Source organism: Paenibacillus medicaginis (assembly GCF_042138635.1).
GTDB lineage: Bacteria > Bacillota > Bacilli > Paenibacillales > Paenibacillaceae > Paenibacillus > Paenibacillus medicaginis.
Window position 1 is genome coordinate 69,377 of sequence record NZ_JBHIRY010000009.1, and the last position, 25,591, is coordinate 94,967.

General features: G+C 50.5%; 36 protein-coding genes and 1 pseudogene. 1 reads left to right on the plus strand and 36 read right to left on the minus strand.

Annotated features, from left to right (window positions below):
- Position 1: 1 nt before the first annotated feature.
- The 4 genes from ACE5LO_RS11525 to ACE5LO_RS11540 form a co-directional block, all read right to left on the minus strand.
- Positions 2 to 223, minus strand: coding sequence for a lytic transglycosylase domain-containing protein (locus ACE5LO_RS11525; RefSeq protein WP_375520318.1), 222 nt, complete (start codon positions 221 to 223; stop codon positions 2 to 4).
- Positions 224 to 375: 152 nt separating this feature from the next.
- Positions 376 to 1,935, minus strand: coding sequence for a hypothetical protein (locus ACE5LO_RS11530; RefSeq protein WP_375520170.1), 1,560 nt, complete (start codon positions 1,933 to 1,935; stop codon positions 376 to 378).
- A gap of 359 nt (positions 1,936 to 2,294) precedes the next feature.
- On the minus strand, positions 2,295 to 2,885 hold the full coding sequence (locus ACE5LO_RS11535; protein ID WP_375520171.1) for a 2,' 3'-cyclic nucleotide 2'-phosphodiesterase: 591 nt from the start codon (positions 2,883 to 2,885) through the stop codon (positions 2,295 to 2,297).
- Between the two features lie 74 nt (positions 2,886 to 2,959).
- A complete protein-coding gene (locus ACE5LO_RS11540; protein ID WP_375520172.1) occupies positions 2,960 to 3,814 on the minus strand; it encodes a hypothetical protein in 855 nt (284 codons plus the stop codon).
- 74 nt (positions 3,815 to 3,888) lie between these two features.
- Here ACE5LO_RS11540 and ACE5LO_RS11545 point away from each other — a divergent pair, with 74 nt between their 5' ends.
- Positions 3,889 to 4,155, plus strand: coding sequence for a DUF3892 domain-containing protein (locus tag ACE5LO_RS11545; protein ID WP_375520173.1), 267 nt, complete (start codon positions 3,889 to 3,891; stop codon positions 4,153 to 4,155).
- On the opposite strand, the gene ACE5LO_RS11550 is transcribed toward ACE5LO_RS11545, so the two are convergent.
- The 32 genes and pseudogenes from ACE5LO_RS11550 to ACE5LO_RS11705 all read right to left on the minus strand — a co-directional run bounded on the left by ACE5LO_RS11550 (position 4,152) and on the right by ACE5LO_RS11705 (position 25,571).
- A complete protein-coding gene (locus ACE5LO_RS11550) occupies positions 4,152 to 4,424 on the minus strand; it encodes a hypothetical protein (protein WP_375520174.1) in 273 nt (90 codons plus the stop codon). The genes ACE5LO_RS11545 and ACE5LO_RS11550 overlap by 4 nt on opposite strands.
- 13 nt (positions 4,425 to 4,437) lie before the next feature.
- Positions 4,438 to 5,838 carry a hypothetical protein gene (locus tag ACE5LO_RS11555; protein WP_375520175.1) on the minus strand — a complete coding sequence of 467 codons (1,401 nt, stop codon included), beginning with the start codon at positions 5,836 to 5,838 and terminating at the stop codon, positions 4,438 to 4,440.
- Positions 5,835 to 6,392 (minus strand): phage adaptor protein, encoded by a 558-nt coding sequence (locus ACE5LO_RS11560; protein WP_375520176.1) that lies wholly within the window; start codon positions 6,390 to 6,392, stop codon positions 5,835 to 5,837. The genes ACE5LO_RS11555 and ACE5LO_RS11560 overlap by 4 nt, the downstream gene beginning before the upstream one ends.
- Complete coding sequence (locus ACE5LO_RS11565; protein ID WP_375520177.1) at positions 6,389 to 6,529, minus strand: XkdX family protein; 141 nt, start codon at positions 6,527 to 6,529, stop codon at positions 6,389 to 6,391. The genes ACE5LO_RS11560 and ACE5LO_RS11565 overlap by 4 nt, the downstream gene beginning before the upstream one ends.
- The gene (locus ACE5LO_RS11570) at positions 6,526 to 6,906 is read right to left on the minus strand and encodes an XkdW family protein (protein ID WP_375520178.1); all 381 of its coding nucleotides are present in this window, start codon (positions 6,904 to 6,906) and stop codon (positions 6,526 to 6,528) included. Before ACE5LO_RS11570 ends, ACE5LO_RS11565 begins: the two co-directional genes overlap by 4 nt.
- Complete coding sequence (locus tag ACE5LO_RS11575) at positions 6,906 to 8,576, minus strand: pyocin knob domain-containing protein (RefSeq protein ID WP_375520179.1); 1,671 nt, start codon at positions 8,574 to 8,576, stop codon at positions 6,906 to 6,908. Before ACE5LO_RS11575 ends, ACE5LO_RS11570 begins: the two co-directional genes overlap by 1 nt.
- A gap of 1 nt (position 8,577) precedes the next feature.
- Positions 8,578 to 9,159, minus strand: coding sequence for a phage adaptor protein (locus tag ACE5LO_RS11580; protein WP_375520180.1), 582 nt, complete (start codon positions 9,157 to 9,159; stop codon positions 8,578 to 8,580).
- Positions 9,146 to 9,298, minus strand: coding sequence for a hypothetical protein (locus tag ACE5LO_RS11585; protein WP_375520181.1), 153 nt, complete (start codon positions 9,296 to 9,298; stop codon positions 9,146 to 9,148). The genes ACE5LO_RS11580 and ACE5LO_RS11585 overlap by 14 nt, the downstream gene beginning before the upstream one ends.
- Positions 9,299 to 9,333: 35 nt before the next feature.
- On the minus strand, positions 9,334 to 10,293 hold the full coding sequence (locus tag ACE5LO_RS11590) for a Mu-like prophage major head subunit gpT family protein (RefSeq protein WP_375520182.1): 960 nt from the start codon (positions 10,291 to 10,293) through the stop codon (positions 9,334 to 9,336).
- A 19-nt stretch (positions 10,294 to 10,312) separates the two neighbouring features.
- Entirely contained in the window at positions 10,313 to 10,732 is a 420-nt protein-coding gene (locus tag ACE5LO_RS11595; protein WP_375520183.1) for a hypothetical protein, read from the minus strand.
- A gap of 14 nt (positions 10,733 to 10,746) precedes the next feature.
- On the minus strand, positions 10,747 to 11,703 hold the full coding sequence (locus tag ACE5LO_RS11600; protein WP_375520184.1) for a hypothetical protein: 957 nt from the start codon (positions 11,701 to 11,703) through the stop codon (positions 10,747 to 10,749).
- A gap of 55 nt (positions 11,704 to 11,758) precedes the next feature.
- Positions 11,759 to 13,837, minus strand: coding sequence for a portal protein (locus ACE5LO_RS11605; RefSeq protein WP_375520185.1), 2,079 nt, complete (start codon positions 13,835 to 13,837; stop codon positions 11,759 to 11,761).
- A complete protein-coding gene (locus ACE5LO_RS11610; protein ID WP_375520186.1) occupies positions 13,834 to 14,055 on the minus strand; it encodes a hypothetical protein in 222 nt (73 codons plus the stop codon). The genes ACE5LO_RS11605 and ACE5LO_RS11610 overlap by 4 nt, the downstream gene beginning before the upstream one ends.
- A gap of 221 nt (positions 14,056 to 14,276) precedes the next feature.
- Positions 14,277 to 15,725 carry a terminase large subunit domain-containing protein gene (locus ACE5LO_RS11615; protein ID WP_375520187.1) on the minus strand — a complete coding sequence of 483 codons (1,449 nt, stop codon included), beginning with the start codon at positions 15,723 to 15,725 and terminating at the stop codon, positions 14,277 to 14,279.
- Positions 15,718 to 16,437, minus strand: coding sequence for a terminase small subunit (locus tag ACE5LO_RS11620; protein ID WP_375520188.1), 720 nt, complete (start codon positions 16,435 to 16,437; stop codon positions 15,718 to 15,720). The genes ACE5LO_RS11615 and ACE5LO_RS11620 overlap by 8 nt, the downstream gene beginning before the upstream one ends.
- A 99-nt stretch (positions 16,438 to 16,536) precedes the next feature.
- A complete protein-coding gene (locus ACE5LO_RS11625) occupies positions 16,537 to 16,791 on the minus strand; it encodes a hypothetical protein (RefSeq protein ID WP_375520189.1) in 255 nt (84 codons plus the stop codon).
- Positions 16,792 to 16,994: 203 nt separating this feature from the next.
- Positions 16,995 to 17,186, minus strand: a complete 192-nt coding sequence (locus tag ACE5LO_RS11630) for a hypothetical protein (RefSeq protein ID WP_375520190.1) — start codon at positions 17,184 to 17,186, stop codon at positions 16,995 to 16,997.
- Positions 17,187 to 17,304: 118 nt separating this feature from the next.
- Positions 17,305 to 17,496, minus strand: coding sequence for an Acb2/Tad1 domain-containing protein (locus tag ACE5LO_RS11635; protein WP_375520319.1), 192 nt, complete (start codon positions 17,494 to 17,496; stop codon positions 17,305 to 17,307).
- 541 nt (positions 17,497 to 18,037) lie between these two features.
- A complete protein-coding gene (locus ACE5LO_RS11640; protein ID WP_375520191.1) occupies positions 18,038 to 18,403 on the minus strand; it encodes a hypothetical protein in 366 nt (121 codons plus the stop codon).
- 74 nt (positions 18,404 to 18,477) lie between these two features.
- Positions 18,478 to 19,182 (minus strand): hypothetical protein, encoded by a 705-nt coding sequence (locus ACE5LO_RS11645; protein ID WP_375520192.1) that lies wholly within the window; start codon positions 19,180 to 19,182, stop codon positions 18,478 to 18,480.
- 204 nt (positions 19,183 to 19,386) lie between these two features.
- Positions 19,387 to 19,734: a hypothetical protein gene (locus tag ACE5LO_RS11650; protein ID WP_375520193.1), complete on the minus strand. Its 348-nt coding sequence runs from the start codon at positions 19,732 to 19,734 to the stop codon at positions 19,387 to 19,389.
- Entirely contained in the window at positions 19,731 to 20,039 is a 309-nt protein-coding gene (locus ACE5LO_RS11655; protein ID WP_375520194.1) for a single stranded DNA-binding domain-containing protein, read from the minus strand. Before ACE5LO_RS11655 ends, ACE5LO_RS11650 begins: the two co-directional genes overlap by 4 nt.
- Positions 20,036 to 20,290 carry a hypothetical protein gene (locus ACE5LO_RS11660; protein WP_375520195.1) on the minus strand — a complete coding sequence of 85 codons (255 nt, stop codon included), beginning with the start codon at positions 20,288 to 20,290 and terminating at the stop codon, positions 20,036 to 20,038. Before ACE5LO_RS11660 ends, ACE5LO_RS11655 begins: the two co-directional genes overlap by 4 nt.
- A gap of 4 nt (positions 20,291 to 20,294) precedes the next feature.
- Positions 20,295 to 20,624 (minus strand): hypothetical protein, encoded by a 330-nt coding sequence (locus ACE5LO_RS11665; RefSeq protein WP_375520196.1) that lies wholly within the window; start codon positions 20,622 to 20,624, stop codon positions 20,295 to 20,297.
- 14 nt (positions 20,625 to 20,638) lie between these two features.
- Positions 20,639 to 20,824 carry a hypothetical protein gene (locus tag ACE5LO_RS11670; protein ID WP_375520197.1) on the minus strand — a complete coding sequence of 62 codons (186 nt, stop codon included), beginning with the start codon at positions 20,822 to 20,824 and terminating at the stop codon, positions 20,639 to 20,641.
- Positions 20,825 to 21,333: 509 nt separating this feature from the next.
- On the minus strand, positions 21,334 to 21,615 hold the full coding sequence (locus ACE5LO_RS11675) for a hypothetical protein (RefSeq protein WP_375520198.1): 282 nt from the start codon (positions 21,613 to 21,615) through the stop codon (positions 21,334 to 21,336).
- A 2-nt stretch (positions 21,616 to 21,617) separates the two neighbouring features.
- Positions 21,618 to 21,782, minus strand: coding sequence for a hypothetical protein (locus ACE5LO_RS11680; protein WP_375520199.1), 165 nt, complete (start codon positions 21,780 to 21,782; stop codon positions 21,618 to 21,620).
- Between the two features lie 45 nt (positions 21,783 to 21,827).
- Complete coding sequence (locus tag ACE5LO_RS11685; protein WP_375520200.1) at positions 21,828 to 22,934, minus strand: DNA-methyltransferase; 1,107 nt, start codon at positions 22,932 to 22,934, stop codon at positions 21,828 to 21,830.
- A complete protein-coding gene (locus tag ACE5LO_RS11690; RefSeq protein ID WP_375520325.1) occupies positions 22,931 to 23,212 on the minus strand; it encodes a hypothetical protein in 282 nt (93 codons plus the stop codon). Before ACE5LO_RS11690 ends, ACE5LO_RS11685 begins: the two co-directional genes overlap by 4 nt.
- Positions 23,213 to 23,860: 648 nt before the next feature.
- A pseudogene (locus ACE5LO_RS11695) lies at positions 23,861 to 24,415 on the minus strand (DNA cytosine methyltransferase); the annotation flags it as partial.
- 34 nt (positions 24,416 to 24,449) lie between these two features.
- The gene (locus tag ACE5LO_RS11700; protein WP_375520201.1) at positions 24,450 to 25,412 is read right to left on the minus strand and encodes a phosphoadenosine phosphosulfate reductase domain-containing protein; all 963 of its coding nucleotides are present in this window, start codon (positions 25,410 to 25,412) and stop codon (positions 24,450 to 24,452) included.
- Positions 25,413 to 25,445: 33 nt separating this feature from the next.
- Complete coding sequence (locus ACE5LO_RS11705; protein WP_375520202.1) at positions 25,446 to 25,571, minus strand: hypothetical protein; 126 nt, start codon at positions 25,569 to 25,571, stop codon at positions 25,446 to 25,448.
- Positions 25,572 to 25,591 lie beyond the last annotated feature (20 nt).

Below are 25,591 nucleotides of genomic sequence, written 5' to 3' on the forward strand. Positions count from 1 at the left end.
ACTAATACCAGTTATTTTTATCCCAGAATTGCAGAGCCTTTTCAGGCGTCCCATACTGATCCTTAATGTATTTCAGACCGGCCACGGCTTGTTGATAAGGATCATTCCAATTCACTTTGCTTCCACCGTAATTTTTTCGGGTACCATCCAGAAACTGAAACAGCCCTCGGGCGGAAGATTTCGGATTCTTTGCATTAACATTGAAGCTGGATTCCCTCGCCACCAATTCCAGCGTAGGTTTTAACCAACTTTGATCATAACCGCCTGCTTGCAATGCTTTGGATATAGCGCTACTGGCCGTTTGATAATTTTGAGGGCTCGCCTTGGCATCCCTCTCTGCTTTGTAATAATTATTATAACTACCAGTAGCGCTACTCAGTTTCCCATCGGCACCTCATATTCCTTGTCGAATTTAGCTATTTCATCAGGATTCAATCCAAGACTAAGCATGACTTGATCATCCTGCCCCGTTGGTAAGCCTAAACTTCCAACATACTCATAAATTTTTTGCTTCGTTGCCGCATTGGTCGGAATCTTGCCGTCTTTATTGCGGAACATCTGACGGGCAGAAGAAAGCGCCTGGCTCGCGGTCATGCCGCTATATCCGTTGCCTCCCCCTGTAGCCATCTCATAATCAAGTGAAGCCCATTGGCGAGCTAAATTGTCTTGCTCAATAGCATAACTAAGGCCAAATTGACGTACATCCTCAGCAAATTGAGCTTGATTATAAGCATTCTCCCACTGCTGCTGGCCCTCATTAAATGTTTGCTGTCTATCAAACTGCTGATTTTTTATAACATCCTGAGTAGCATTCCAAGTAAGCGGCGCGTTAGCTGCTTGTCTATAAAGACCGTTCCAGTCACTTTGTGGTGTTACAAGTCGGCCTGTTGCATCACTCACTGTCGTCGCTGCGTCCATATTAGCCTGCTTATTCTGGAGGTCGAGTTGCTGCCCCTGTAGCGTTCGGATGCCTGGAGCGGTCTGGCTGGCTGCGCTGTAGCTGACATTCGAACCGTAACGGCTTGGGTCAATGCCCAGCGCCGACAACTGCGCCCTAAGTGTATCCGCCTGTTGGGACAATGCTGTTCGTTGGTCAGCGGAAATCCCCTTCGTCTCAGCCTGCTGCTTCAACGAGAGAAGTTCGTTTACAATCTGCTTCCCTTCTGCCGGCAGATAGTTCCCGGTAAGCTGCGCCTCCGCTATCGGATTCTGGAAATACTCCTGATTCTGCAAGCCATACAGATTAGAAAGATCGCTCATTTGGTCACGTTGTACACCATAGTTGAGTTGCTGAAGCTGCAAGTCCCGATTGGCTGAGTCCTGATATCTCGCATAAGACTGTTGCATGAGCTGCGGAACCAACGTATTCGCCAGGCTTTCCATCGTATCATCAGCAACTTGGTTCGCTACCAGTTCGGAATAGGACGACTTGCCCTGCCCATTTGCCCGAAGGCGTGCATTCGTATCAGCCTGCTCTCGTTCGATGTTCCGTTTGGCTTCGGCCAAGCTGGACGTATACGACGGATCAGACTGCGGGTCATAGCTCCAGGCTTCCGGCGCCTTATATTGGAATGCTGGCTGCCCAATCAGGTCACTCATGCGCTGCAAGGTCTGCTCTGTCGGTTTTGTAGGCGGCGTATACGTAGCCTGCGGCGATTTCTGCACACTCGCAGCAGCTTGCACCATCGGACTTGTGCTGGCAGCGCTTGGCTGCTTCGGTACAGTAATCGGGGCATTCGTCGGTTTGAGGTTCTTGAACGCACTATTGAAGCTGGCCTGTGTCGTCATAGCCGAACCATTATTGACCGAACCAGCTTTAAGGAAGTTCTTCCCGTCCACCGTTACATAGCCGTTGCTATAGCCGATTCGGCTATTATCCACGCCTTTGTTGTTCAACGCACCACGGATGCCGTAATCATATTTCGTTGTTGCCATCTGCTCACCTCCAATGAAAAAAGGACTCTCGCAATGAGAGCCCTTCAATGTTATAATTTGGCTTGTACAGAACAATTTGTGGTGGGTATTAGGCTAACCTCCAGAGGGAGGTGGTAGCCTATGAACTTCTCTTTTTCCGATGTAATCACATTCGCGGCTTTTGTAATCGCGTTATTGACTTACATTGATTTAAAAAAGAAGTAACCCGCCACAGGTTGAAGGCCTAGCAGGTTACTCTTCGTCGATTCTGGAGGGTGTACCCACCACAAAATCTGTACTGGGGACCGATGGCCGTCGGTCCTTATTTCTATTCTTACTTTACCATACCCGTTTTTATACCTCAAGAACAATAGCAATCTTCATTTAGTTGCCAGTGCTGCGTTGAGTAACTCCAGGTCTTTTTCAAGTTCGACTTTTTTGATTTTGATTCGTTCTAAATTAGCCCTGTCCTCCTGTGCACTCTCCAGTACCCGATCAATAATGCTTTGGTCGTCACCTGCTGAACTAAGGTTTTTATCCACTCGTTGGAGGGCTTTTTCATACATCGCAGTATCACTTTCAATGGTCTGTATCGACTGCTCGACTATAGCTTTCAAATCCACAATCGATTCCTTTGACCAAGTCGCATAAGGATTATCACTCAAAGCATCCGACTGTTCCGGAACACTTACAGTTGACGATGATTCCACACCTGTATTGATTTCGATTGTCTTTCCATTCACCACAAGATCAGCCCCCAATGAATCGGAGACAGCCCGGAGAGGCACATGTGCTTTACCGTCAACTACAATCGCGCTTTCTGACAACGCCGATCCGTTCACACGCACGTTGTACTCTCCAGCGACCGTCTTACCGATCAGTGTATTAATTTGTTCCGCAGCAGCACCGCCGGCCGTGGCCAGCAAAGCTCCAAGTAAAACACCTACGCCCAAATACATCTTCTTATTCATGACAACCTCCAATGGCTCGTTTGTCCTAATATTACCATTAGCAGATATTGTCGTAAATCCCCTATTAAGATGGTCTACTTAGGAATATTAACTGTAGCAACTGTTCTGCCTTGGCTGTAGAGTTTAAGATTCCTCGTCTTATCATCAAAGGTGGCATTGATTATCATGTCTTCAAGGAGTTCGCCTCTTATTCTCGAAATATCGTACACAATATCATCCAATTTATCTTTTAAGTTCTTAATATGTTTTATCTCCAAACCTTGGATTTCAGTAGCTTGCTCAAAACTAACTGCCTTGGTCAGATACGTATAGTCATCCCTTGAACCGATATACACACCGCCCATATTCCCGATCTGCAAGCCGTTGCCGTCTCCGAATATATCCCCAACCGGACTGCCATCATCAGAGAATACCAAGTGTCCACCATTCCCCCCTTGACCCAGGGATACAGCTTCACCGCCACGTTCGCTGTATGCAGCCAGTCCGTTATCATCCAACTGAATCCGTGGAAATCCTGTACGGCGTGTAGCAATAAGGCTGCCGTAAATCTCTATCGATTCAATTATTCCCGCCGTGATCCACCCCAAATTTGCCGATATGGCGGACAGCTCATCTACATCTATCTTGGATGCAGTCACGGCATTCGCCTGGATCTTCTCGGCCGTTATTGCCCCGGCTTGGATCTTATCAGACGAAATGGCGCCCGCCTGAATCTTATCTGCTGTAATAGAGCCAGCCTGCAGGTTCTTGGTCTCGATGCTGTTTGCCCGGATGTTGTTCGCATCCAGGTTACCGTTGATAATGAATTCCAGATCCTTAGCCATCTTGGCTACCGTGTTCGCCAAGTCTTTCACATATAACAGCATTTGGCCCACATCCTGCGTGTCAGGGGGACCGCTTAATCTGGGGCTATCGCTCCATTGTGTCATCTATAGAACCTCCGTCTGTAGGAATTTATTCCCTCCTGTCGAATATGTACTAGGCAGAAAGGAGGGATTTTGTCATGGAAAGTAAAATTATCGCTGTCCGTGTAGAGCATCCAGGCACACACGAACGTCATATTGTCCGCTTCAGACTTGAAAGCGGAAGTGAGATGGAAAAAGAGGCTATGGTTGCTTTTTTACTATTCAACCCGAACACATTCTACACTTACGCTGACGGGAAGAAGGCTTATGTGATGGTCGCTTTTACTGAAGCGGGAAAACCTTATGTTAAAACTAAAGCCGACGACACCACTGCAAATAATCTATTGAGTTTGCCAAGATTCTAATCAAAGTACCCTCGTGGCATGAATCGTTTTTCGATAGTGACGTAAGCAACATCCTTCATGTCATCCGCGCCTTGATAGTTAGATGGATGAAAGTACCACAGTTTAGCAACTGCATCTTCATAGGTTAGGTGGGGACTGGACTCCATGGTGATTTCACGTCCATCCTTCATGTGGTACACTCGGTAGAAACGATGAGGCATTTCAGGCTTTTGCTTGAATGCCTCATCCATCTTTTTCACATATTCCTCATCAATCGGCTTCCCTTGCATATCTACCATCCTCCTAATAAAGCGGCAACTGCCGCACTTGTCTTGTAATCTCGTGTATCCTTGCCCAACCAGATCCGGACAATCGGAGCCGAACCCATTGTTCTCGCGTGAACTTCGACACTGGCACAATCACCCGCTGCACTCTTGGAGCCCCGTTGCCGCTGATGGAGCTGACCAGTGTCCAGTCCTCCCCCGTAATCGACGGGGATACGTGTATATTCATTGAGCCAGACAGCTCCACGACCACCCACAGCTTATACCACCGCTGCTTTTGGGCGATCACGCCATTATTGAACGGCTTGGTCGTCACGCTCCAATTTACTGGAGAGCCGTTATCCGTCTGCCCATCCAGGCGCAGTACGCGGCCCTGCGCATCGCCCACGTACAACTTATTCTGCATCTGGATGAAGCGGACAGCCTGAATCCCTCGCCACAGACACCAGGACTGTATGCCTGGCCGTGGATCATATACAAGCAGCTTATCAGCCGGAATGTTAAACAGCAGCCGGGTTCCATCCGTCCCCGCTGCGCTTTGGTCGGTCACCCCATCCAGGTATGTCCCGATGATATCGGCAAAGCTCTTACTTGGCAGCGTACCGCCGCCATAATCGTAAATGCCCGTCTGGTGAAGAAAGCGCAAGAAACCCTCCTGCGTCACCGAGGCCTTATTGGATATCGGCCCCATGTCCTCTGTGATCAGCTTCGTATTGAAGTCAGAGGGCAAGCCGCCGTACAGCTCATGCAGACTATTAGGCATGCCGATTGTCAACTTGGTCAGGCTTCCCGTCAGCATGCTGATCTGTTCCCCGCGCGATGACTCCATCTGTCTGCGGTAGCTGCCTTCCTCCGTCAGAAAGCTGTCCCACACCGTAGGGTTGTCCAGCTTCGACGCCCACAACTCTTTACCCACGGCACACCACAGGCGATTCTGGTATGTGGTAATATACTTGCCGCTTGCCGGGGAACTGCCGCCAAGGTTCGTTACGCTGCTGCCGTCATACTTTCGCATAGCGTCCACGCCGTTGCAGCCGATCAGGTTCACGCGGCTCAAGTTGCCTTGGAAGTTGGTAAATGTCCATTCGGCAGATGTGTTCAAGCCGCTTGCCAGTGTAAGCCAATCTGATCCATTCCAGCGCCGCCACGTACCGTCATTCCATACGACATGCAGCTCTCGCCCTTCCCATACGCCCATACCCAGCACCCGGCTGCCAGCTTGCCCAATGACCGTGTAACCCGGCCTGGTCGTCAGAGACGGATAGTCTGCTGTAGACATATTCTGCATGTCCGTGAAGAATCGGTCATCAATGGACAACGGGTCAAAGCTGTTCAGGCCGCGGAACTCTCGGATTGAGATTGGTGCCTGAATACCCGGCAGCGCTTGGTATGTCGGGCCGTTGTATTGGATCGGATTCATTTCCGCTCACCTGCCTGGTAATTTTGACTGGCGACATTCCAGGCACCCTTATACTGCGCTTCATAATTGCCCGCCTTCACACTGTCGTCCTGGCTATTGGCGATGAAAGCCGCCAGCGCGGGGATGTACGTCCAGTGATATTCGTCCGGTGCGTCCGGTACGGCGCCAAGGTTGCCAGCCGTGAAGTTTGTCGTAGCAATCCGACGGTAACGCAAAAAGCCCTGTAGATTGGTGTACGGGGCTGGATAAAGGGATAGTGTCTTTGTGTCATCAGCAAAGGAGTAGGCGTTTTGAGCTGGTGTGATATCGTCCCGGTTCAGGTTCTTGTACGAGGACATGCCGATCAGAACAAGGTCGATATTCTTGGATCGCACATCTGCCGGCAGCGCATAATCCGATTGAGCAACGACACAAGCGAATCGGGCAATCTTCGGGATTTTGACCACGTTGAAAAAGTCCTGATTGATGGCATTCAGCCACACAACCTTATCTGCCTGCGGGGCATCATTCGGAACAAGCAGATCCGCTTCGGCTATAATTTCGGAGATGTTCACATAAAGTCAACTCCGGTAATATCCTTATACTCCGCTGCCGTAATCTCCCCGAAGGGATTCGTATCCGTCTTAACAGCTCCTTTAAGCTGCTCCGCTGTTACCCATTTCCATTGATAAGCCAGTTGCCAAAATCTCATACCTGCTCAGCTCCTTTAAGGTTAATTAATTCGAGCTTGGCCGCCGCCAGCTCCTGTCCCAGTTCGTTGACCGTGGCTGTCTGCTGCATAGCCTGTAGCTTCATGGTGGCAAGCTGCTGTCCAAGCAGCTCCGTTTCTGAAGGTTTGGCCGTACCCTTTACAATCAGTCCACCGTCCGGGGCCGTCTCAATCTCCCTCTGCTCGATCACAGCGCCCTCCGGCATAGGATTGGTTACTCGGTCCTCGTAGACAGCTTCTTTCGTGACATTGCCCTCATCGTCGTGCTCGGGCGGTGAAACTAGGACAGGGCGAATTTGCTCATCCCACGGGCCAATATTGATAACCTGTCCATCTAATACCACAACATCTTTTATCATCACACAGCCCTCCATCCTGTGTTGCCTGAGCCGGACTCTTTAATGTAGAGCGTTGATCCGGCTCCTCCGACTCTATTACGATATAGCGCACCCACAGGAGCGGCGACCACTCCTTCTGGGCTTCCTACTCCTCTAAACATCTCTACCAGATTCTCAGCCAGTATACTGCCGCTAGAAGTGGAAAAAATAACACCATCGCGTGAAATTCTTATTCCTTTATCAAAGTTCCAATCGTTACCCCCGTTAGTATTAGATGGGGAGATATAAAATCCTCCGTTACTACTATTGTGGAGAATCCATGATGTTTGTCCTGGAATAACCGACACTAAAGGAATTCCGTTTGTGGATGCGATGGTTCCTACCATTGCACCGCCTGATGTCGTGAATAGCTCTTTCCATGCCGTCCAGCTTGTAGCTCCTTCTGATCTGCCACGCACAAAAATTCTGCTGCCACTTCCGATAGAAAAAAATCTTTGAACAAGATACGGTTGGTTTGTAGCTTCCACGAACAACAGGCCCCATCCAGCGACCCCGAAATTATTAGATAATTGCGATGCTTCACCTATGGTATACATGCCCGCAGTAGTGAAGCTATTGAAATCGGTCAATCCTGAATAGACGCGCGGCAGCATTCCGCTATTCGCCAAGTCAAACGCCGCCTTTACAGCGGATGCTGAAGCAACCTTTGTTTGGCTTGTGTCGTTTGTGGCCGTGCTAATAGGTAATTGAGCAGCAGGCACCTTTGAATCCGTACCCAGCGCAGCTACCCCGTTGGCAGCTCCTTTTTCAGCAGACGGGATTACATCGGCTATTCGGTCGTCTGTATATCGCTTGGCATCTGCTTCTGCTGCGTCTGCCTTCTCTTGAGCACCTGTTTTCGTTTCCCCATCCGCCCGGACAAACCGAGCATCTGCACCGCTCATAAGCCCGCTGGCACCGTCTGTCACCGCGTCAGGGATGACGTCTGTACCGCCTGTGATATGGGATGACGCATGCGGACCTGGTGTAGCTTCGCCTGTCGCGGTGATCATAACCCGTTTAGCGGCAGGATCTGTCGTGATCGTGATGCCCGTTCCACCAGCAAGGTTAATTGCATCCTGCTCCACACCTGCAACCACGTCACTTTGCCCGGCTGCCTTAATCGCAGCAAAAGCATTTTGGTTTACCTCTGCTTTAGGCTCTATTCCGTCAAGCTTCACCTTATCGGCTACGGACATAAGACCTTTAGCCGTGGTGCTGGCCTCTGTCGTGTTTGCTTTGCCGTTCCATGCTACTTTTTCCGCATCTGTTACAAAACGGTTGCCGGAATCCTGGGCAATAATGGACGGTGGATGTGTAGCCGGATGCACATAGTTGTTAGCTCTGTCCGCAACGCCGTCCAATTTTGTCTTATCAGCAGCGGACATAAATCCTGGCGTTGTTTCCGTAGCGTTCGGGTGCGTATGATTTCCAGCAGCTTTACTATTCCAATCATCCTTGTTCGCCTGTGTCACGTGGATAACGGTATTTTGGATATGCGCCGTAAAGTCCGTATTCTTTTCATCTGTATACTTATTAGCGGCAGCCTCCGCTTTATCCGCCTTGGCCTGCGCCCCCTGCGGCGTCTCCCATTGTGGCGGTTGGCCTCCTGCTATATCACTGCTTGTATCCCTCCACGGGTATCTGTCCATGTTACCACCTCTCATCAACGGAATACCGCTCATAGCCGTTACTGGCTGATTGGTACTCAATATACAACTGGTCGTATTTGGCGCTGTATTCCTGAGCCTCTGCTCCGCTGGTTATCTCTCGCAGCACGCCGTACACCAGCAGCATGTCATAGTCCGGGTCAAAGCCGGTATCTTTGTCCATGTCCTGCAGCCGTAACGGGTACAGGACCGGCGCGTGAAACACCTTTATGCCATACGGCACGTCTTCCTGCGGTGTCGGCACAATGCCGATCTGTCCCGCCTGGAAGTAATGATATGGCTTGATTGACGCATTATGAAACTGTCGGAGCGGCAGACGGATATACCTGTCGTCTACCAGCATTGTCACTTCCGTTACCGCGCTCTGCGGACACGGAAGCGTATACGAAGCCTGATCTTTATTCAAATCAATTGCAGTACAGACCGTCTCAGACTGCTGCTGTGCGGAACCCAGATTCCTAAGCAATCTATCACGTATATTAGTGATTTTCCGCAGGATGGAAGCAGGCGACAGGGTATGTGGCGATTTCTCAATAATTTCCTCAACGACGTCACTTACCTTCATCACGGCTCACCTTCTCTGGCTTTCGGGTTACCTGTTTTGGAACAGGTTGTTTCTGGTCCAATAATTGCTTCAGTAACTCATTTGTGCGCTGCTGCTCCTGATGGATGGCATTCAGCACCTGCAACTCGTCTCGATACATAACACACCTCCCAATGCAAAAAGGGGCCGAAGCCCCTAGTCTACCACCTTGTGTCCGAATGCAAAGGAATAGTTCGTGAACCCGTAAGCCCAGCGGCCAATTGCCTTGTGTTTCGTAGATTCTGTATCGAAATCGGTCATTGTGCCATTCTCAACCTTCCGTCTCCACTGCCAGATGTTAAACTGACGCAGACGGGCTGAGTCAACCGCATACCAGTTCTTGCGTTTGGACGGATGGATAAACGGATTGACAACAACCTTGATATTACCCATGTACATATTGGCATCGAAGTTGTTGCTGCCAGGCTCGTACTTCGGCAGATCTGCATCCGGCAACCCAGCAATCTTAAAGGCTGCACGCGCATTGTACGGAGCAACGATTAACGTATCAGGGATAACCGCCATAATGTTCCCTTTGTCGTCCACCCACTCTTGCATCTTCACCGCTGTTTCGTCCCATGAATCGATAGTCAGCGGGCTATTACCCAGGTTGGATTGCACGTCTGTATTGTTTATCGGGCTATACGGGTGATCTGCTGCAAAGAGTGGTTTGCCGTCAGGACCAAGGTAGCTATCTGTGCGACTGCGCCAGTTTGGACCCGTTGCATCAAATCCATTGTTCAAAAACTCAACCGCTTGAAGCTGCTGTGTCTTGTATACGGCATCTGCCAAGGACGTAATCCGGCGTTTGATTTCCGTGAGCTTCAAATCATCAATAAAATCACGTTCAATGATTCGACCATCCGAAAACTTACGGTTTTTAATGATTTTTTCCCACAACTGATCGACGTCCTCATAGTACACCTGATTGTTCGAGTGACCCCATTCTTCCATCAGGCCCTCTCCACCTACTCCGATATAGGATTCCATAGATTTATTGGAATCTGTAACATTGTAGAGCAACGGAATAAAGTCCTTTTTGTTCTTCATCTCTAAGGCATAGAGCTCTTTGAAAATCGGTTCCAATACATTAGGGTCCCAATTCAATGCTGTCATATGTCAATTCCTCCTTCAATTAAGACAACTGACGGTTCTTGACTTTGAACCGTGCTGTCTTTTTGTTTGCGTTGATGTCAAATACAGCCAGGGCGCCACCGGCTACGGTTGCCGCATCAGCAGCAAGCCCATCGGCAGCCAAAGCTACAGCATTGGCCCCGGCAACAAACCCGTCATCAGCCGTTCCGGTATATGGGGCATCGTACCAATCGCCCTCACGTGCCAGGATAAATTCAACCGGCTGGTCTTTCCCTGCCTTGACATTAGCGTTCAGGAAGCCTGCAATAGCATCTGTTGCCGCTGCCTTGGTCACACGGCCATTTGCAATCTTAATAGCTTCCCCGGCCAGACCAGCTTCGTTATCTGTCATCAGCAAGCTGGTGATTCGTGTAGGGTCCTTTCCGTAGTCGTTGTATACATACTTAAATCCTTGTGCCATATCACACATACCTCCTATTTATTGAAGTTTTTCGCATATTTCTGTGCTGCCTTCGGATCGATCCCGAACAAGGCAAACGCAGAAGTCAACTCTTCCGGCGTTTGCGGCTCCAGGCTGCCAGACGGGTTCGTCTCCACCTGTGACCGTCTATTGAGCCGCTGCGCCTTAATGACGGCCTGCTCTGCCTGCTTCCGGGTCTGAGCTGTCAGCACATCACGGTGTACAAGCTCGTAAGCGTCGACAGGGTCGTAGCCTCTCTCCAGACGTGCGTGCATGTCTGGCGTCATCCAGGTTGCTGCCCCCGTCTCCGCATCTACCTGCTCCGCCAAGTCGGGGTATTTAGCAAATAGCGCCTGCCAGCCTGCAAGTTGCTGCTGCTGAAGCTCTTCCTGTTTGCGATGCTCCTGTTCTTGCTGGCTGCGCTGCACCGTCTCCTGTGCCTGCTTGAGCAGGGGGTGGTTGTCCAGGTATCTGTCCAGCGTCTCCACATCAATACCGGCATTCTCGGCATCCTCACGCAGCGACTGCTTGAGCCTCTCGAACTCTGTCTGCTGCTGCTGAATGCGCTCCTGTTCAAGACGGTCCAGGTTATCCAGTAATTCGGCGTGATCCTTGAACCCTTGCTGGCGTGCAAGACGGTTTAAGGCCGCTTCATACTGCTGACTGCGGTCTTTGATTTTGTCGTAGTTCATACCTTTTTCGACATAATCGCGTACCTGGTCATCAGGCACGACCGTCTCCTGGCCGTTGTACTTGACCTGCAGCCCCTCGGCTGCTACTGCCGGATCATCTATGGCGGGATCATCCTGCTCTGTCGGGTCAACATCGTCCTTGAGGTCGTCGCCTGCAGGCTCGGGCGCTGGATACTCAATACCGAAAGCCTGATAATAAGCCCGCACCTTGTCCTCATCGCTAAACTGCTGTTGTTGCTGCTGAACCTCATCGCTATGGCTGGCGATTGGGTCATTCATAATAGATAACCTCCCTATCCGCTATGGCTGGCGGAATGATAAATAGGCCAGCAGACTATCTACCGCTGGCCTGATTAGGCTGCATCAGTTGCTGGGCAACCTTGGCTGCATCCAGATTCATCTTCTGTTGTTTGATCCCCTGCTCAAACTGTCGATCACGCTGTTCTCGCTGCGCCTGCTCACCACCAAACTGCTCAAGCTGCTGCTGCATGGCTTGGTTCTGCTGGCTCAATTGCTGTACTTGAACCTGGGCTTCCTGTGCCTGTTGCTGTGCTTGGGCAAATTGCTGCTGCAAGCCCGCCTCTTCTTCAATCCGGCGCTTAATGACGTCCATCGGCTCCATACGCCCTGTCTGGATAACAAAGCGAACGGCCTCAGCATCTACCAGCGGCAGCCCCGTAATGGGATCACGCATGTTCATCAAGTTAAATACAAGCTGCAACCAGTATTCGCGGTCCTGCGGTTTGTCTACGGAGATATTGACCAGTATGTCAAACTCCGGTACAAACTCCTCCTGCACCGGCAAAGCTTCCGGCTGTTCCTGTCCTGTTACCGGATCGGGTATCCTATTCCCCGTCTGAAACTCACTCGGCACCCTGGATATGATTGCATCACGGCTGATGGACACGTTACGCCCTGTCACACGGGCAATACGCTCTGTCGTGTAAAACTGTGCAATCAGCTCCACATACTGCGCAAACACTTCCTCCAGCGCTTCCTGGATCATATCGGACGCTGTGTTAAGCCGCGTTCCTGCTGCAGCCATGAGCGCCTTGGCCTGCTCTCCGCTGGTTACATTGCTGCTAGCCTGGCCGTTCGAACTGTCAAACTGGCCCGGAATCTTCTGTAACACCTCATCGTAATAGCTGAGCGCGTTAAATACGGTCGCTGGAGCGTTGACGCCCGGCAACTCCTTTACGCCATTCAGCCTGCCGGGGGCAACCGGTAGCATCGCACCAGGAAGCCCGCGCTGTTCCTGCCATGTTCGGGGCTTGGTGATGACTCCTTCCTCGTACACAATCGCCGATCCGCCCATCTTGGCCGACGTCTCGACAGCAATCTCCGCATACTTGTTTTTCATGATCTGCGGCTTAATCATATCCCTCGCAAAGCCTTTACCCCACACGGACCCCTCTTCCGGGTACAGCGTCCTCGCCGTGAACGGATACTGCCCATGATCGTACACGTAGGATTTATGCTCCAGCATGACGCCGGACGTGGATATGTAAATACAATGCACACCCTCCATCTGACCTGCTGCCTTGGCTACCAACTCAGACGGATCAGCACCACGAGCAAGCATTGTCTCAGCCAACTCGGAAAATAGCTCCCTGTCCTCGTCCGTGACCATCTTGGGCAGCCCACGATACCAATACTCAATCAGCCCGGACGTCTTATCCGTGGTGTGAATGCGGTTATCCGGTGTCTCCGTGAATATATCCACGTCAGCAGACCCATTATCCGGCTGCACCTTGGCGCCCTGGCCGGGCCAGCGCTTGCGGAAATACTCCAACGGCTGCCGTGTGTGCACGATGATAGCCGACATCTGCTGCAAGTAGATAAAGTCGTGGATGCGCGGATCAGGGAAGAATGTCGCCAAGTCCACGGGCAGAATGTCGTTGCGTCCTGTATAGCGATTCATTCCTCGCCCACCCTCAACCGTAGGGTCAAAGATGGTCTTATAGATCAGATGACCGTGAATGACCATACGCCGAATCGCGCGCATATGTTTTGCTCTAAACTTGATACGGCGCAGCTCATAAGGCATGAAGTCATTCAGATCACGAGCCTTCTGCTCGTCTCCAGGCTCGGGAGCAGAGAAGTCGGGATACGGCATCCAGCCCGCCAACTTGCCGACAATAGACTCCAATTGGCTAAATACGATGTTTTCTACCGCATTCGGTCTACGCTTGGATGTTACTTCTGTTCGTAGGCCGTGCCAATGATCGCCCATAAAGAACCGCTGTTCCTCTCGCCAATGCTTCTCGATCTCCTGTCTGGCTGCTTTGAATACCTGATAATCCTCGTTGACGGTATCCCATATCCGCTGTTGTTCCGGCGTATTCGGATTAGTGGAGTCAGCAGTATCATCGGAGCCGCTGAATATGCCTTTCACTTTGTCGATTATCTTCATTCTTCATCCTCCTCCAGCGGATCATCGTACCAGCTCATACGCTTCGCTGGCTTATCGTCCGGGGGTCGTTCAACATATGCCCTAGTCGCAAGGTACTCGGCGTGGCTACGGGCAGCCAGCCGGTCCGTCAGGTCCTTAATGGTCCTGTCCTGCTCACGCATCCGCAAATACAAAAAGACGGCGAACAGAGCGCTCACCGCCACGTATGCAATTTCCATTTATACCCCTCCTGGTTGCATATTCGATGCATATTTTTTAATTGTTATTTTATGTTAAACCCATCAACCACGCGGGTTATTAGCACGCTGTATAAACGATGCATAAAGACTTTTCCCCGAATCGTAAACAAACCCTTATGTATCAAGGGTTCCGGCGGTTAGACATGTTCACCAAAGTTTGTGTTTTGTACACATGTCCTGCATAAATGCCGTATATCGATTTACCAAAAGCCATCGACCTGCGGCAGATCGTCGTCATCATCGTCATCGTCGCCGCCGGACGACTTGTCTGGGATTGATTCTGCGTTAGCCCCCCAAGGCTTCTCACCTTTAGCTGGTGTCGGCTGGCTCATAACCCAATAGCGCAGAGCATCGGGAATGTGGTCCAGCGGATGCGCGGCGGCGTCCTCCACGTGCTTATCATCGTGAACCATGGCGGGAATCGCCTCAATGGCCTTGATACACGTTTCGAATATCTTGAGCTTGGCTGTCTTGTATGTGTTGCCTGTCACATGATCTAGAGCGTCATAGGGATGCAGCCACTCCCGCAGCCGTTTCCATCCATTGACCCGCTCCTTCTTCGCCTGAATCAGCGGCACGTCCTTCTGAGCAAATATCTCGGCAGGCGTGATGTTCTCCGTCTTGGATTTATTCCAAAAGCTCGTATCCGCTACGCTGTACTGATAATGCTCCGACACAGGACTATTGAGCCGCACACGCTCCACTTGCTCCGATGTAAGCAGCTTGGTCTGTGCCAGCTCCCGATATAGGTAGGCCGTGCCGTCAGGCGATAAGGTGATCCACAAACATACAAATGGGTCGGTATATCCCTCGTCCAGCGCCCGGAATCGCGGCCAGGACTGCGGAATCTCAAACGGTTTCACGACATGCAGGGATCGGGAAAACTCGCTGAAATACTGACCGGAGAACGTATCCCAATCCCCGTCAAGCAACTGCTTGCGCTCCTGCTCAGGAAGCTGCATCAACCGGACGATGTAATTCGGGTCAGCCTCAAGCAACGCCGGGTTGTCCTGTACCTTTGCCGGGATGAAGATACGCCGTGAAATGATAGGTTCGTCGGTATCAGGATGAACCAGCGGCGTGCCGGTATCGTCAACCTCCTGCACCTCATGGACCTGCTCCCAGGCTCCAATGTCGATAAACCGTTTCTTAACCCAGGCATGCCCAATGCTGCCGGGGTTGGTTGTGCTCTTCACATACCGTGGATACGGCGTAGATCCGCGCAGCCGGGAGAGCATGAAGGTATACCAGCCTTCCTCAAAATGCGTCAGCTCTTCCCATCGAATGACGTCATACTCGGCACCGGCATAATTGGCCTTGTGCATGTCACTATCAAAATAGGCCAACTCAATCACCGATCCGTTAATAAACACCCACTCATGCTTAGAAGCATTATATTTTCCAAGCTCCTTCGGATAGGCTACAATCGTCCGGGCAATGATCGAACGCTGGAGATCCGGAAATGTCCGCCGGAAGATAATCTGCCGGCTGCCTGGATACTGCATGGCGTACTTCAGGGCATCCCAGATCGTCGCCTCAGACTTGCCACCTCCGGCAGCTCCACCGTATAACAGCTCGTCAATGTCGTTGGTCTGGTGATAGACTTGCTGGCGCGGCTGCGGCTTGTACGGGATAATGACCTTACTCACCTTTTGTCATCCCCCCGTCAAACACGACTTGCAGTGCGCCTCCATCTTTGCCGGTCAGCTCCACCTTGTCATTGAACATGCCGAGGTGACGTGCCACATTCTCCAGCGCCTTGCCCTGGTCATGAAGCTTTATTTCAATGCCGGTGGCGGTTGTCTTCAACCCGGCGTAAAGCAACTTGGCCTTGTCGCTGAGGTGTCGTGTGTCCTCGATATGCACGCCAGCAACACCCTCGCCGCGACAATTCGGACATTTGGGATGCGGACGCTCCGGCGAATCAAAACCATAACCACCTTCGTCGGATGGAATATTGGGCTGAATCTCTTTCCCCTGTTCCTCACTCTGTAGCCTGGCGTCTCTTATAGCAGCCTGCACAGCCCTCTCGTACTCGGCTTCGTCCGTCCACTGGTATGAGTGATCCTCCCCAAAGCAATACCGGCAGCATGTCCGGCGTAGGTGGATGATGTCGTTTGGATCAGCAGTAGCAATCGCCCACCATCGTTCCAGCACCATGTCGGCCGTAATCTCAAGCTTGGCCGCTCGCTTATCCATTGCTACCTGGATAGCTGCCTGTACACTAACATTCGCTAACAGCCGGGCACCTTGCTCATTAGCTGTTTTCGCACTATATCCAGCTCTAATGGCTGCCTGAGTGGCGTTCAGGTCAACCAGGTATTCTTTGATAAATAGCTTCTGTTTGGCCGTCAGCGCCATCACCATTCAGCTCCTTTACTAAAATTTAACGACGCCGCACGGAATCGAACCGCGCATATTCCTATAGCGCCAAAATCCCGGACAGCGCCGGGAAAAGTATTACTTAAGTTGATCTGCTAAGTCTCTGATGACCCGTGGTGTCGGGATCAGCTTGCCGTCTTTGCGATTTCCCTTGATGTACGCCTCGTCCAACTCGCTATAGTAGACGATTGACTCACCGTTTACGGCAGGGTAGCCGGTACCCTCGGTATCAATATCCGTCTGTACGTACTTGCCGTGTTTGGAAGCAGTCCCCTCAGCAGCAACTACATGAAGCACTCGGTATTCACTTTGATCCAAGTATGCATAACTCATTACGTCACGTCCTTTTCATTGTTTTTGTACACAGCAAAAAGAGTAGCGGCATCGCTACTCTTCCGGTTGATATTCGATTAACCAAACACCATGTTCAAACTTAGCCTTCAATCTGCCATCTTCACACATACGCTGGACTGTCCGTATGTTCTTGCCTGTTCTTTCAGCGTAACCCTTTACGGTCGTTACGCAGTCCAGCGGTGTCAGTTTCCCATGTAAGGATTGTTGGCTTCAAGGTCTTCTTTAATCCATTCAATCTTATCACGGTCATCTTTCTTGACCGTCAAACGTTGGGCATTTTTGCGTGCCTCTTTCTCGTCCTTGCCAGACACAGTTTCGCAATAATCTACTTTGTTATACGATTTGAATTTTACTGTCCATGCTTTCATTTTCATGTTCCCCTTTCACCTCATCCAGTCTATCCGGCTTGTCGGTGTCGTATGTACGACTTGTTAATCCAAATATACACCTTTGTCGTACATACGTCAATAGGGTTTTGAAAATAATTTTGCTTCAGTTCCGTGCTACTCCAGCATTGGCCCACATAACCGCTTCTTCAAGCTTGGTCTGGGCTAATGACTTCTCGCGGCTATTCGGTACCAGCTCATCAATCAAATAAGCCAGCTCCTTGGCCTTCTCCCGAATTGCTTCGTAGGTATCAGGCTGCCCCGGCTTCGGCGCGTGATAGGTGAAATTATTTTCGATCTGTGGATTAGCTACTCGGGTTTCTGGCTCGTACGTGTTTTTGAAAACGTCGAACGGCACTTCCCACCGATCTTCGGGAGCTCCCATATTACGAACGATTAACCCATCCTCACTTTGACCGATAAGCTCCACCCTTGAAGTCTTACGATATATATGGTACTCTCCCATGCGCATTCATCCTCTCAAATTGTTTTTGAAACGCAAATTTAACAAAGAAAAAAGGACGGCGGTTTCCCGTCGCCCTCGTATCCATATTTATGATATTCCTGTATTTCTATGCCGCCCAGGAGGAGCGACCGCCAGGGTAATCTTACCCCTGTTCCCCGCTTCCATGCCGCCGCAACCAGTGCATTAGTCGGCCTTGTTGCAGCAGCATGCAAAAATGCAGCCGATACAAGACCCACCTATCAGCATGGACGAGTCCTGCGGCGATAAGGGGCAGCAGGGACACCCGGGATGTTATTCCCTATGTCCCTACTGTAAATCCTATCCTCATGCTTATGCGGACGTGGTACAGACGCGATACAGACGTGAAAATCATTTATATGATGCCAAGCAGCTTCAATGTTTCTGCCACGGATTCTACCCCGCGAACAATTCGCCTGTCAACCGACCGTTCCGTGATCTCAGGAAATCGGCTGACTGTCCCCCAACGAGTGTGCCCCCGGATAAAACGGAATTCCATCACCGTGCGGACCTCTTCTTCAACGATCATTTTAACGGCCATTTCGACAGCTTCAGACTTCTGCCGCCAATCGTCCAGGACATCCCTTTCCTTCCCGGTCAGTTCCTGTTTACGGCTGAGTATGTCCGCCGATCGGCGCATGCGGTCATATCGTTTCAGGAGACTACGGGCAGCCTGCATATCGGTTTTAGATGCTGATGGGAATAGTTCCATTTGTTCCACCGTAGCCCCTTCCTTTCTACTCCCACCATATCGAGCATGTCCGCGATATGGTGGGTTGTTGTATATGGGGAGGGTTATTCCCCTAATGCTTTACGGGCCAAGCTTCCACGATCACGCCCAACTTTTGATGGGACAACTTCGGCTTCTCCTGTTTCGTCATATGTGTGAGAACATTCATAATGAGAGTTGACCGAATAAAATTTGAGTGCCTTACGTAGTTGCTGTATCTCTGCTTCCTTCTCTGCAAGCTGCTGCTGTAGTTCATTCGCCTCATCACACGCTTCTTTATACATTCTCCGCGCCTCGTCGCGACTTTGATCGGTCATACGAAGCAGGTTCTTCTTATCTTCAAGCTGCTTGCGGAGCCGATCACGCTCGACAATAGCTGCAGCGGAAATTGCAACCTCATCAGTAATCTGTTTGGTAAGCATTTCTATAGTTGTATCTTTCTCTTCAAGACCCTTACAGAGTCTCACAATTTCCCGGTGTGCCTCGGACAACATTTCGCTGAATGAGTCTCCATTAAATTTAAGGATCTCGATATCTCCTTGTGCCTCTTCTAGCACCTCGTCCACATTGACTTTTTGAAGAAATTCAGGGGCAAATGATCCGCTGTACCCTTCGAGAAACACTGAATCCTGGGCATAAACGCCTTTCCCACGAGTAAATTGATCGCTGCTGCATGTCCAGATTTTCCCGAAGTGATCCGGATTATCATGCTCCAAGCATGTGTGCATTACAACCTTGTCGCCCTTCTTGAGTTTGTATCTTTCATTCATGCCCATGTACCTCCTTGGGTGGTAGATTGATTGGTGACCAATGTGTTACCCATCCGATCAAGGATTGGTTAATCCTCCAACTGTATGTCCCTGTCCCTGGAATACTTGCGTGCCACGCTATTAAAGTCTTGGTCCCGTTTGTAACAAGATGATCTACATGGCTCTCAATGCTACGATCATTCGGGTTGTACTTTCTCCATTCAATCATGACTGTGAAGACTCCTTAACCTGTGATAAGGTCATATATGCAGCCTCAGCCCGCTGGCGGGGCGTTGCAGTAACCAGTCGTGCCGCCTCTGTCGCGCTGATGATGATGCCAGCAGCCCAATTCTGGACTGTGCCCAAATTGCGGATATATCCTTTGGGATTTACCTTGCATGCTGCTGCCTGTACCTCCAGAGAGGCGGCAGGGTCACCGCTGTAGTTCCTTGCTGTGTATGAGTAATTGCCCATGAGCACGTTCCCCGGTCTGACTCTGTCCACTTTTGCGCCCAGCAGAACCTCTATGGCTATATTAAGCTGCTGATCTGTCATTCCCTTTACTTGTGTCATGGCTGTTCTCCTCCCAATTCGTGAATATACGCTTCGCCAGAAGATTCGCAATCGTTACATTCAAACTCCCCGTTATTGTCGTAATTAGCTTTCGACCCACAGCGGGGGCAAAAGTTTAGTGTCCCAGCATACCAGTCATCTTCATCGCAAATTTCTTGTATTACATATGGTTTTGTTTCAGGAGGTATATATTTCTTTGCATCAGACTCCGCCTGATCCCATGTATCCGGCTTATTCATGCTGAGGGTAACGGTAATACCATTCGATTGAGCAAGCACGCGATACATTTTCTTCTCTGTACTCATGACTGTTCTTCCTCCCTCACTTCAATCCTAAATAATGCCAGTATCTTAGATAACTGCGCCCTTGGCGGCGCTCCAAACGCATGAATCTTCTCAATCTCTGCTTTCCAATAGGTTGTACAATCATCAAATGCCTTACTGCGGGCCTTTTGTCGCGCATCCTCTACAATATGGTTTATCGCTAGTTCAATGGTTTTCTGAGCGCTCTCGGCTGTCAGAAACACATGATTACCGCATTTCTCGTAATCTTCCATTTGTTTATCCCTCCCTGTACATACTCTCTCTTGCTTGGGCCTGTCGACGCCGTTGATACCCATCTGGCAGCTTTGCTTGGCGGTGTAGGCTCATATGATGCGGACACAAATCCCTGTCTTTGCCTACACTCGTTGCGCACTTGTCACATATAGGCAAGTCGCACGTTGTATAGTCGTTGCCACTGTTCACGGCGACAAAATCCTTGTAGTTGCGCAAAAATGTGACCGGATTGGTGTACTCCACCACATAATCACACCAGCGATTGACTGGATTGCGTTTGCAAACTGCGCAAATGCCGTGTTCACCGAACGACGGATGCACATTGTCAGCCATGTATATCCTCCTGGCTACTCTTCAAAAATACCGTTTTTGAAGAGTAGTTCTTTTATCTGAGCAGCGCCCTGTGACGCGCTCATTTTCCCGTTACGCATACGTTGGATAATGCCCAAGCATCGGAATCTGTCTTGCTCGGGAAGCATACGGAGGTACGCCATAAGATCATCCCTGCTGTCCATTTGTCCGTTTGGCTCCATGTCATCCCTCCCTGGTAAGGCCGTAACCTCAGTATTTTTGATCCCTGTATCTGATCCCATGTTCAAACGGACATCCCAATGTATCATGTTCTGCTTCACATTCGGGACAACAGCACCATTCCCCGTCATACATGGAGTTGCCGACAATAATATCGCCCGCTTCTTCCTCGGGCTTACCACAGTTGGAACAACGATTCTTACCGTCAACATTCATGGCTGATACAGGCCAAACATTTACACCTCTCAAGGTTTATCTCTCCTTTGGTATAGGGTAAGAAGCTATGAGGCATCAAAGTACATTTCAAACTCCTTTTCACAGTCTTCATTCTCGCAAGTCAGTTTATATGTTCTTCCGCATTCATCTGCATCCGGTTCCATCCACTCTTTGCCGCAATGAGGGCACTTTACAGCAGTAGATAACTGAGTGACTTCGGTATCAGCGTGTGTCCTGTAAATCCGCTCCATCTTGTCAACTCCTTTAGGGTTATAGGGTAAGAGGCTGTTAAGTCTCATCCCTCAATCGTGTATGCTTCAGCGGCCGTGGATTCTCCATCCAGGTACATTTGAATGTTGAAATAAACGTTGTCCCTTACCTGGAGGATTATTTCGTTATTCCGGTTCACTTCCACCATTCGGTAATGACCGATATAATACGGAGCGTCGGCGGCGATTTTCTTCCGGCGTTCAGCCAAACGATGTTCACTACTACGTGGATGCCACTTCACGATTACCAAGTCGCCCTTCTTCAAGGCGTCGAACTGTTCCTGACGGTTGAGTTTCACAAGTTGCATTGTTATGTGCTCCTCTCTCCCGGAAAATTGACAAATGCCCAATGGGTTACCTGTTCCCCAGCGAATGGACTAGCGTCCGATGGGAACCATTCTGGAGGCTGCCGTTCATCCGCCAAGTAAATTGTTGTGTACTCGGCAACGTCTACTTCATTTCCCCATTCGATCATTCATATCTCTCCTTTTGGTGGGATGGGGGATGTATATATCCCCCTTTATAAAATCAGCGTGGGTTGAATAATCGCTGTCCGCCGCTCTGCTATTTCAACGTACTGACCGCCCATCTCAATGATCGTACATTCCCGGTTATTCTCCAAAGACACCTTCAACGTCGTTCCGGATCCGCCAAACGGATCAAGTACCGCCCCCCCCACTGGCGCCCCGGCTAAGATTCCGGTTTCTGCGATTTCCTCCGGCATAACAGCAAAATGGGCTTCTTTAAATTGCGCCGTTGCCACCGTCCATACTGATCGCTTATTCCGAGTACCAAAATACTCGATATCCTCCCGGTCCGGGCGGTGCTGCTTTGGCTGACCCGGTACATCCCCCTCGTTAACCGTGCGGGCAAAGCTGTACGCTTTACCTACTGCCTTCATACGTCCGTTTGTCTTGGCCCCACCATTCGCCCGATCACTGCCACTCTGCCCCTTGATATCCTGAGACAGCCGAGCAAGGCTTGATTCAGCCATGTGTTCCTTAATTGCCTCTTTGTCGTAGTAGTACCGCTCCGACTTGGATAGCAGGAATACATATTCGTGTGCTTTGGTCGGCCTGTCCTGGACGCTCTCAGGCATTGCGTTTGGCTTGTTCCAGATGTTATCCATTCGGAGGTACCAGCCGTCTGCTTGGAGCGCAAATGCAACGCGCCACGGGATACCTATCAGGTCCTTTTTCTTCAATCCTGCCGGTATGTCGGGGCGCACCCTTGCACTGGCTGCTGCCCGCTGCTCACTCACACCGCTGAAATAGCCCTTTGCGTGAATCGGATCTCCCTGAGTACCGGGTGCCGTCGAACAATAGCTATCCCCAAAATTAAGCCAGAGTGTACCGTCATCACGCAGCAGCCGCCACACCTCCCGGAAGACCAGAACCATATGTCCAACAAACATTTCCGGCGTCGGCTCCAACCCCAGGCAATCGGTCCACGCCGGAACGGTGACCGGAGGCAAGCCGGGCATTGGCGTATAAGTCACTTCCGGCCATTCCGATGCTGGCAGGCCGTAATCCCGCAGACCCCAATATGGCGGAGAGGTCACACACGTATTAAAGGAGCCTGCCGGCAGTGTCGGCATTACTTCAAGGCAGTTGCCGTGTAGTATCATCTTGCGCCACCCTCCTCTCTCATTAGCCCATCGTTTATTGCTTTAATTGCCGCCATAATCGGGTAAAACTGCAGCGGATCAACCGCATTCCCAAGGGCTTTCAGACGGGGGGTCCGGTCCTTTATACCGGAAGCAACACGGGGCGGCTCCCATTCGTATTGTGGTTGCCCCATAAGCGCTGGCTGCGGATATGCTGCAACAAACTCGGCAAGGGCATCCAGCGGATTCACTCCACTTCCGTCCAGCCAATCGGAAAGTTCATTAGTGCTTCCACCCATTCCGGATTGAGCTGCCCCTGAACCGTCATTTGCAAATCTACTTGTTTCCCCAATTCTATCCGCCTTTGAATTGAGGAATTCTCCGGCCCGCCGCGATCCTTCCACGCTTCCGTATTCGGTGTCGGCCACATCCGCACTGCACCCGGAAGGCCGTTCCTTGGGTCCTCTGCATTGATCTCCCCGTGCTTCTCCGCATCGTTCGCACGTGGTGTGGGCCACATTTTCACGGCTGCATTCAGGTCCGGTGTACGGCGTTCCCGTTCCGATGGACAATCCCCTCTTAAGGTTGCTTTTGGTGTTGGCCATAGATTCGCATGGTGGACAGCTCCCGATAGAGCATAGTTCCCCTTGCTGTCTCGACTGTTCGGCCCTCCGTGTGGACCGTCCCCGGCCCTTGGAGTTGGCCAAAGCTTGACCTGGTCGTTCAGATCTTGCGACCAACCCTGCTCCTGTTTCCTCTGCACTCTCGGTCCGTTCGGGTCGTCTCCGCTTCTGTAGTCCCGCGCTTGAGGGGTCGCCCATAAACCGCGTTGCACATTGTAAATATCCGTCCGCAGGCTCTTGCTCTGCCCGCCGCCGTGGTTCCCCGTTGAATCCGCTGCGCTCGGTGTACCCCAAAATGCCGATTCTGTCTCTTTTGTGCGAGGCGCCAACAGCTGCAGCCGGAATAACAAAAACGGCGACTTGGTAACCGATGTCTTCAAGGTCTTGGCAGATACGACCGAGGAGCATAATTTCTTGTTGTGTAAGTATTGCTTCGTAAAAGTCTTCTTCCTCCGTGCGGGTAATGGTTCTACCTTCCACGTAAGCCCCCCCATCTGGCTCCGCCATACTGAGGAGCCCAGCAACATTTTCACCAAGGAACCAAGTGGGCCGGACATCTGCAACGACTCTGACAACTTCCGGCCAGAGGTAACGCTCGTCTTCAGTTCCCGCTCGCTGTCCGGCGTGGCTGAATGGTTGACAGGGGAATCCAGCGGAAATAATGTCAATTGCTCTACCGTCTCCAATGATTCCATCCTCCTTTAATCTCTTTGCTGTTAGCGTGCATACATCGTCGTATATGGGTATACCGGGCCAGTGCTTAGCTAACACCTTCCGGGGAAAAGGCTCTCTTTCACAGAAAGCCACTGTCTCCATGCCCGCCCAATGAGCTGCTAAATCAATGCCGGCAATCCCGCTGAACAGGCTTAATTTACGCATGTTCTGTATCCGTCCTTTCCTGGGTATATCCCCCCTATATCACGCACGCGTCTACGAAACAGCCGCATCCTCCAATGTCGAACAAATCAATCTGCATATCGTCCTCGACTTCATAATGTAAATCTCGAATTGGATACGGTTTACCGCCCTTTTTCATGAAGCTGTATTGTTTAATGGTCATGTCTGACGATCCCGCAGCCGGGTGAATGTATGATTTCGGTTTGTCCGCTCTGTCATAAAAATAATCCCGGTAGGCATCGTCCAGTTCTTGGTACATCATTTCCCTGACATCGTCGTCCATTTCTGTATCCTTGATGTAACGATAGGCTGAAACACATATCTTTAAGTGGTGTTCCTGCTCCATGATCTTCCGGAACACATCGGGCATCTGCTCCTTCAGGAGTTTGTAATGACCTTGTCCGGCTTTCACACACCTTCCATTACAGTTGTTATGAGAAAAACCATAATCGTATAATACCGGCTGCCTGATACTGTATTTCTTGAGCGCGTCGTCTTTGTAGATGTTGTGGTCTATAAGCGGCATCTCAACGCGAAATGGTAGCCAGTTCTTCACTATAGCCCCCTGCCGATGCATCTCGTCGAACCCAATTCCAAAGTACAGCACCGCATCCCTTACAAAATCCTCACTCTTCAAATACTGTTTATTCCGCCATTCTTCTATCGCAGGCCGCTTACCCTTTTTCAAGAAATCAGCGGCAACACGCATTTTGAGTATCTTGGAGCAGTCCCCAATCATGCTGTTAAAGACAAGCTTTTTTTCATACATGAGTTGCATCGGGCTCATACCGGAACTGTGTATTAACATGGGCAACTGCAGTTTGTCAGATGATTCATTGATAAAGCGATATAAGTCCTCGTTTTCCCATAAAGTATCAGTGAAGTACAAAACTATGTTGTCCTCTGGATGCTGAGCCTTTACAAAATCAGCAGTTGCCAGACTCGCCTTTCCGCCGCTGAAGAAGATTATCCGGTTCATCTTGCGTCCCCCTTGTCCTTTCCCTATGGATGGTTAACCCGCGTTGTACGGGATTTCTGTTACTTCTGCTTCGCAATCTTCATCCGTCATGGTTTCAAGCAAAGATTCCTCATATCCGATTTCACGCAGCAACTTTCTATCAGCCGTTTCTGTTTTCATTGTTCATTCCTCCTATGGAT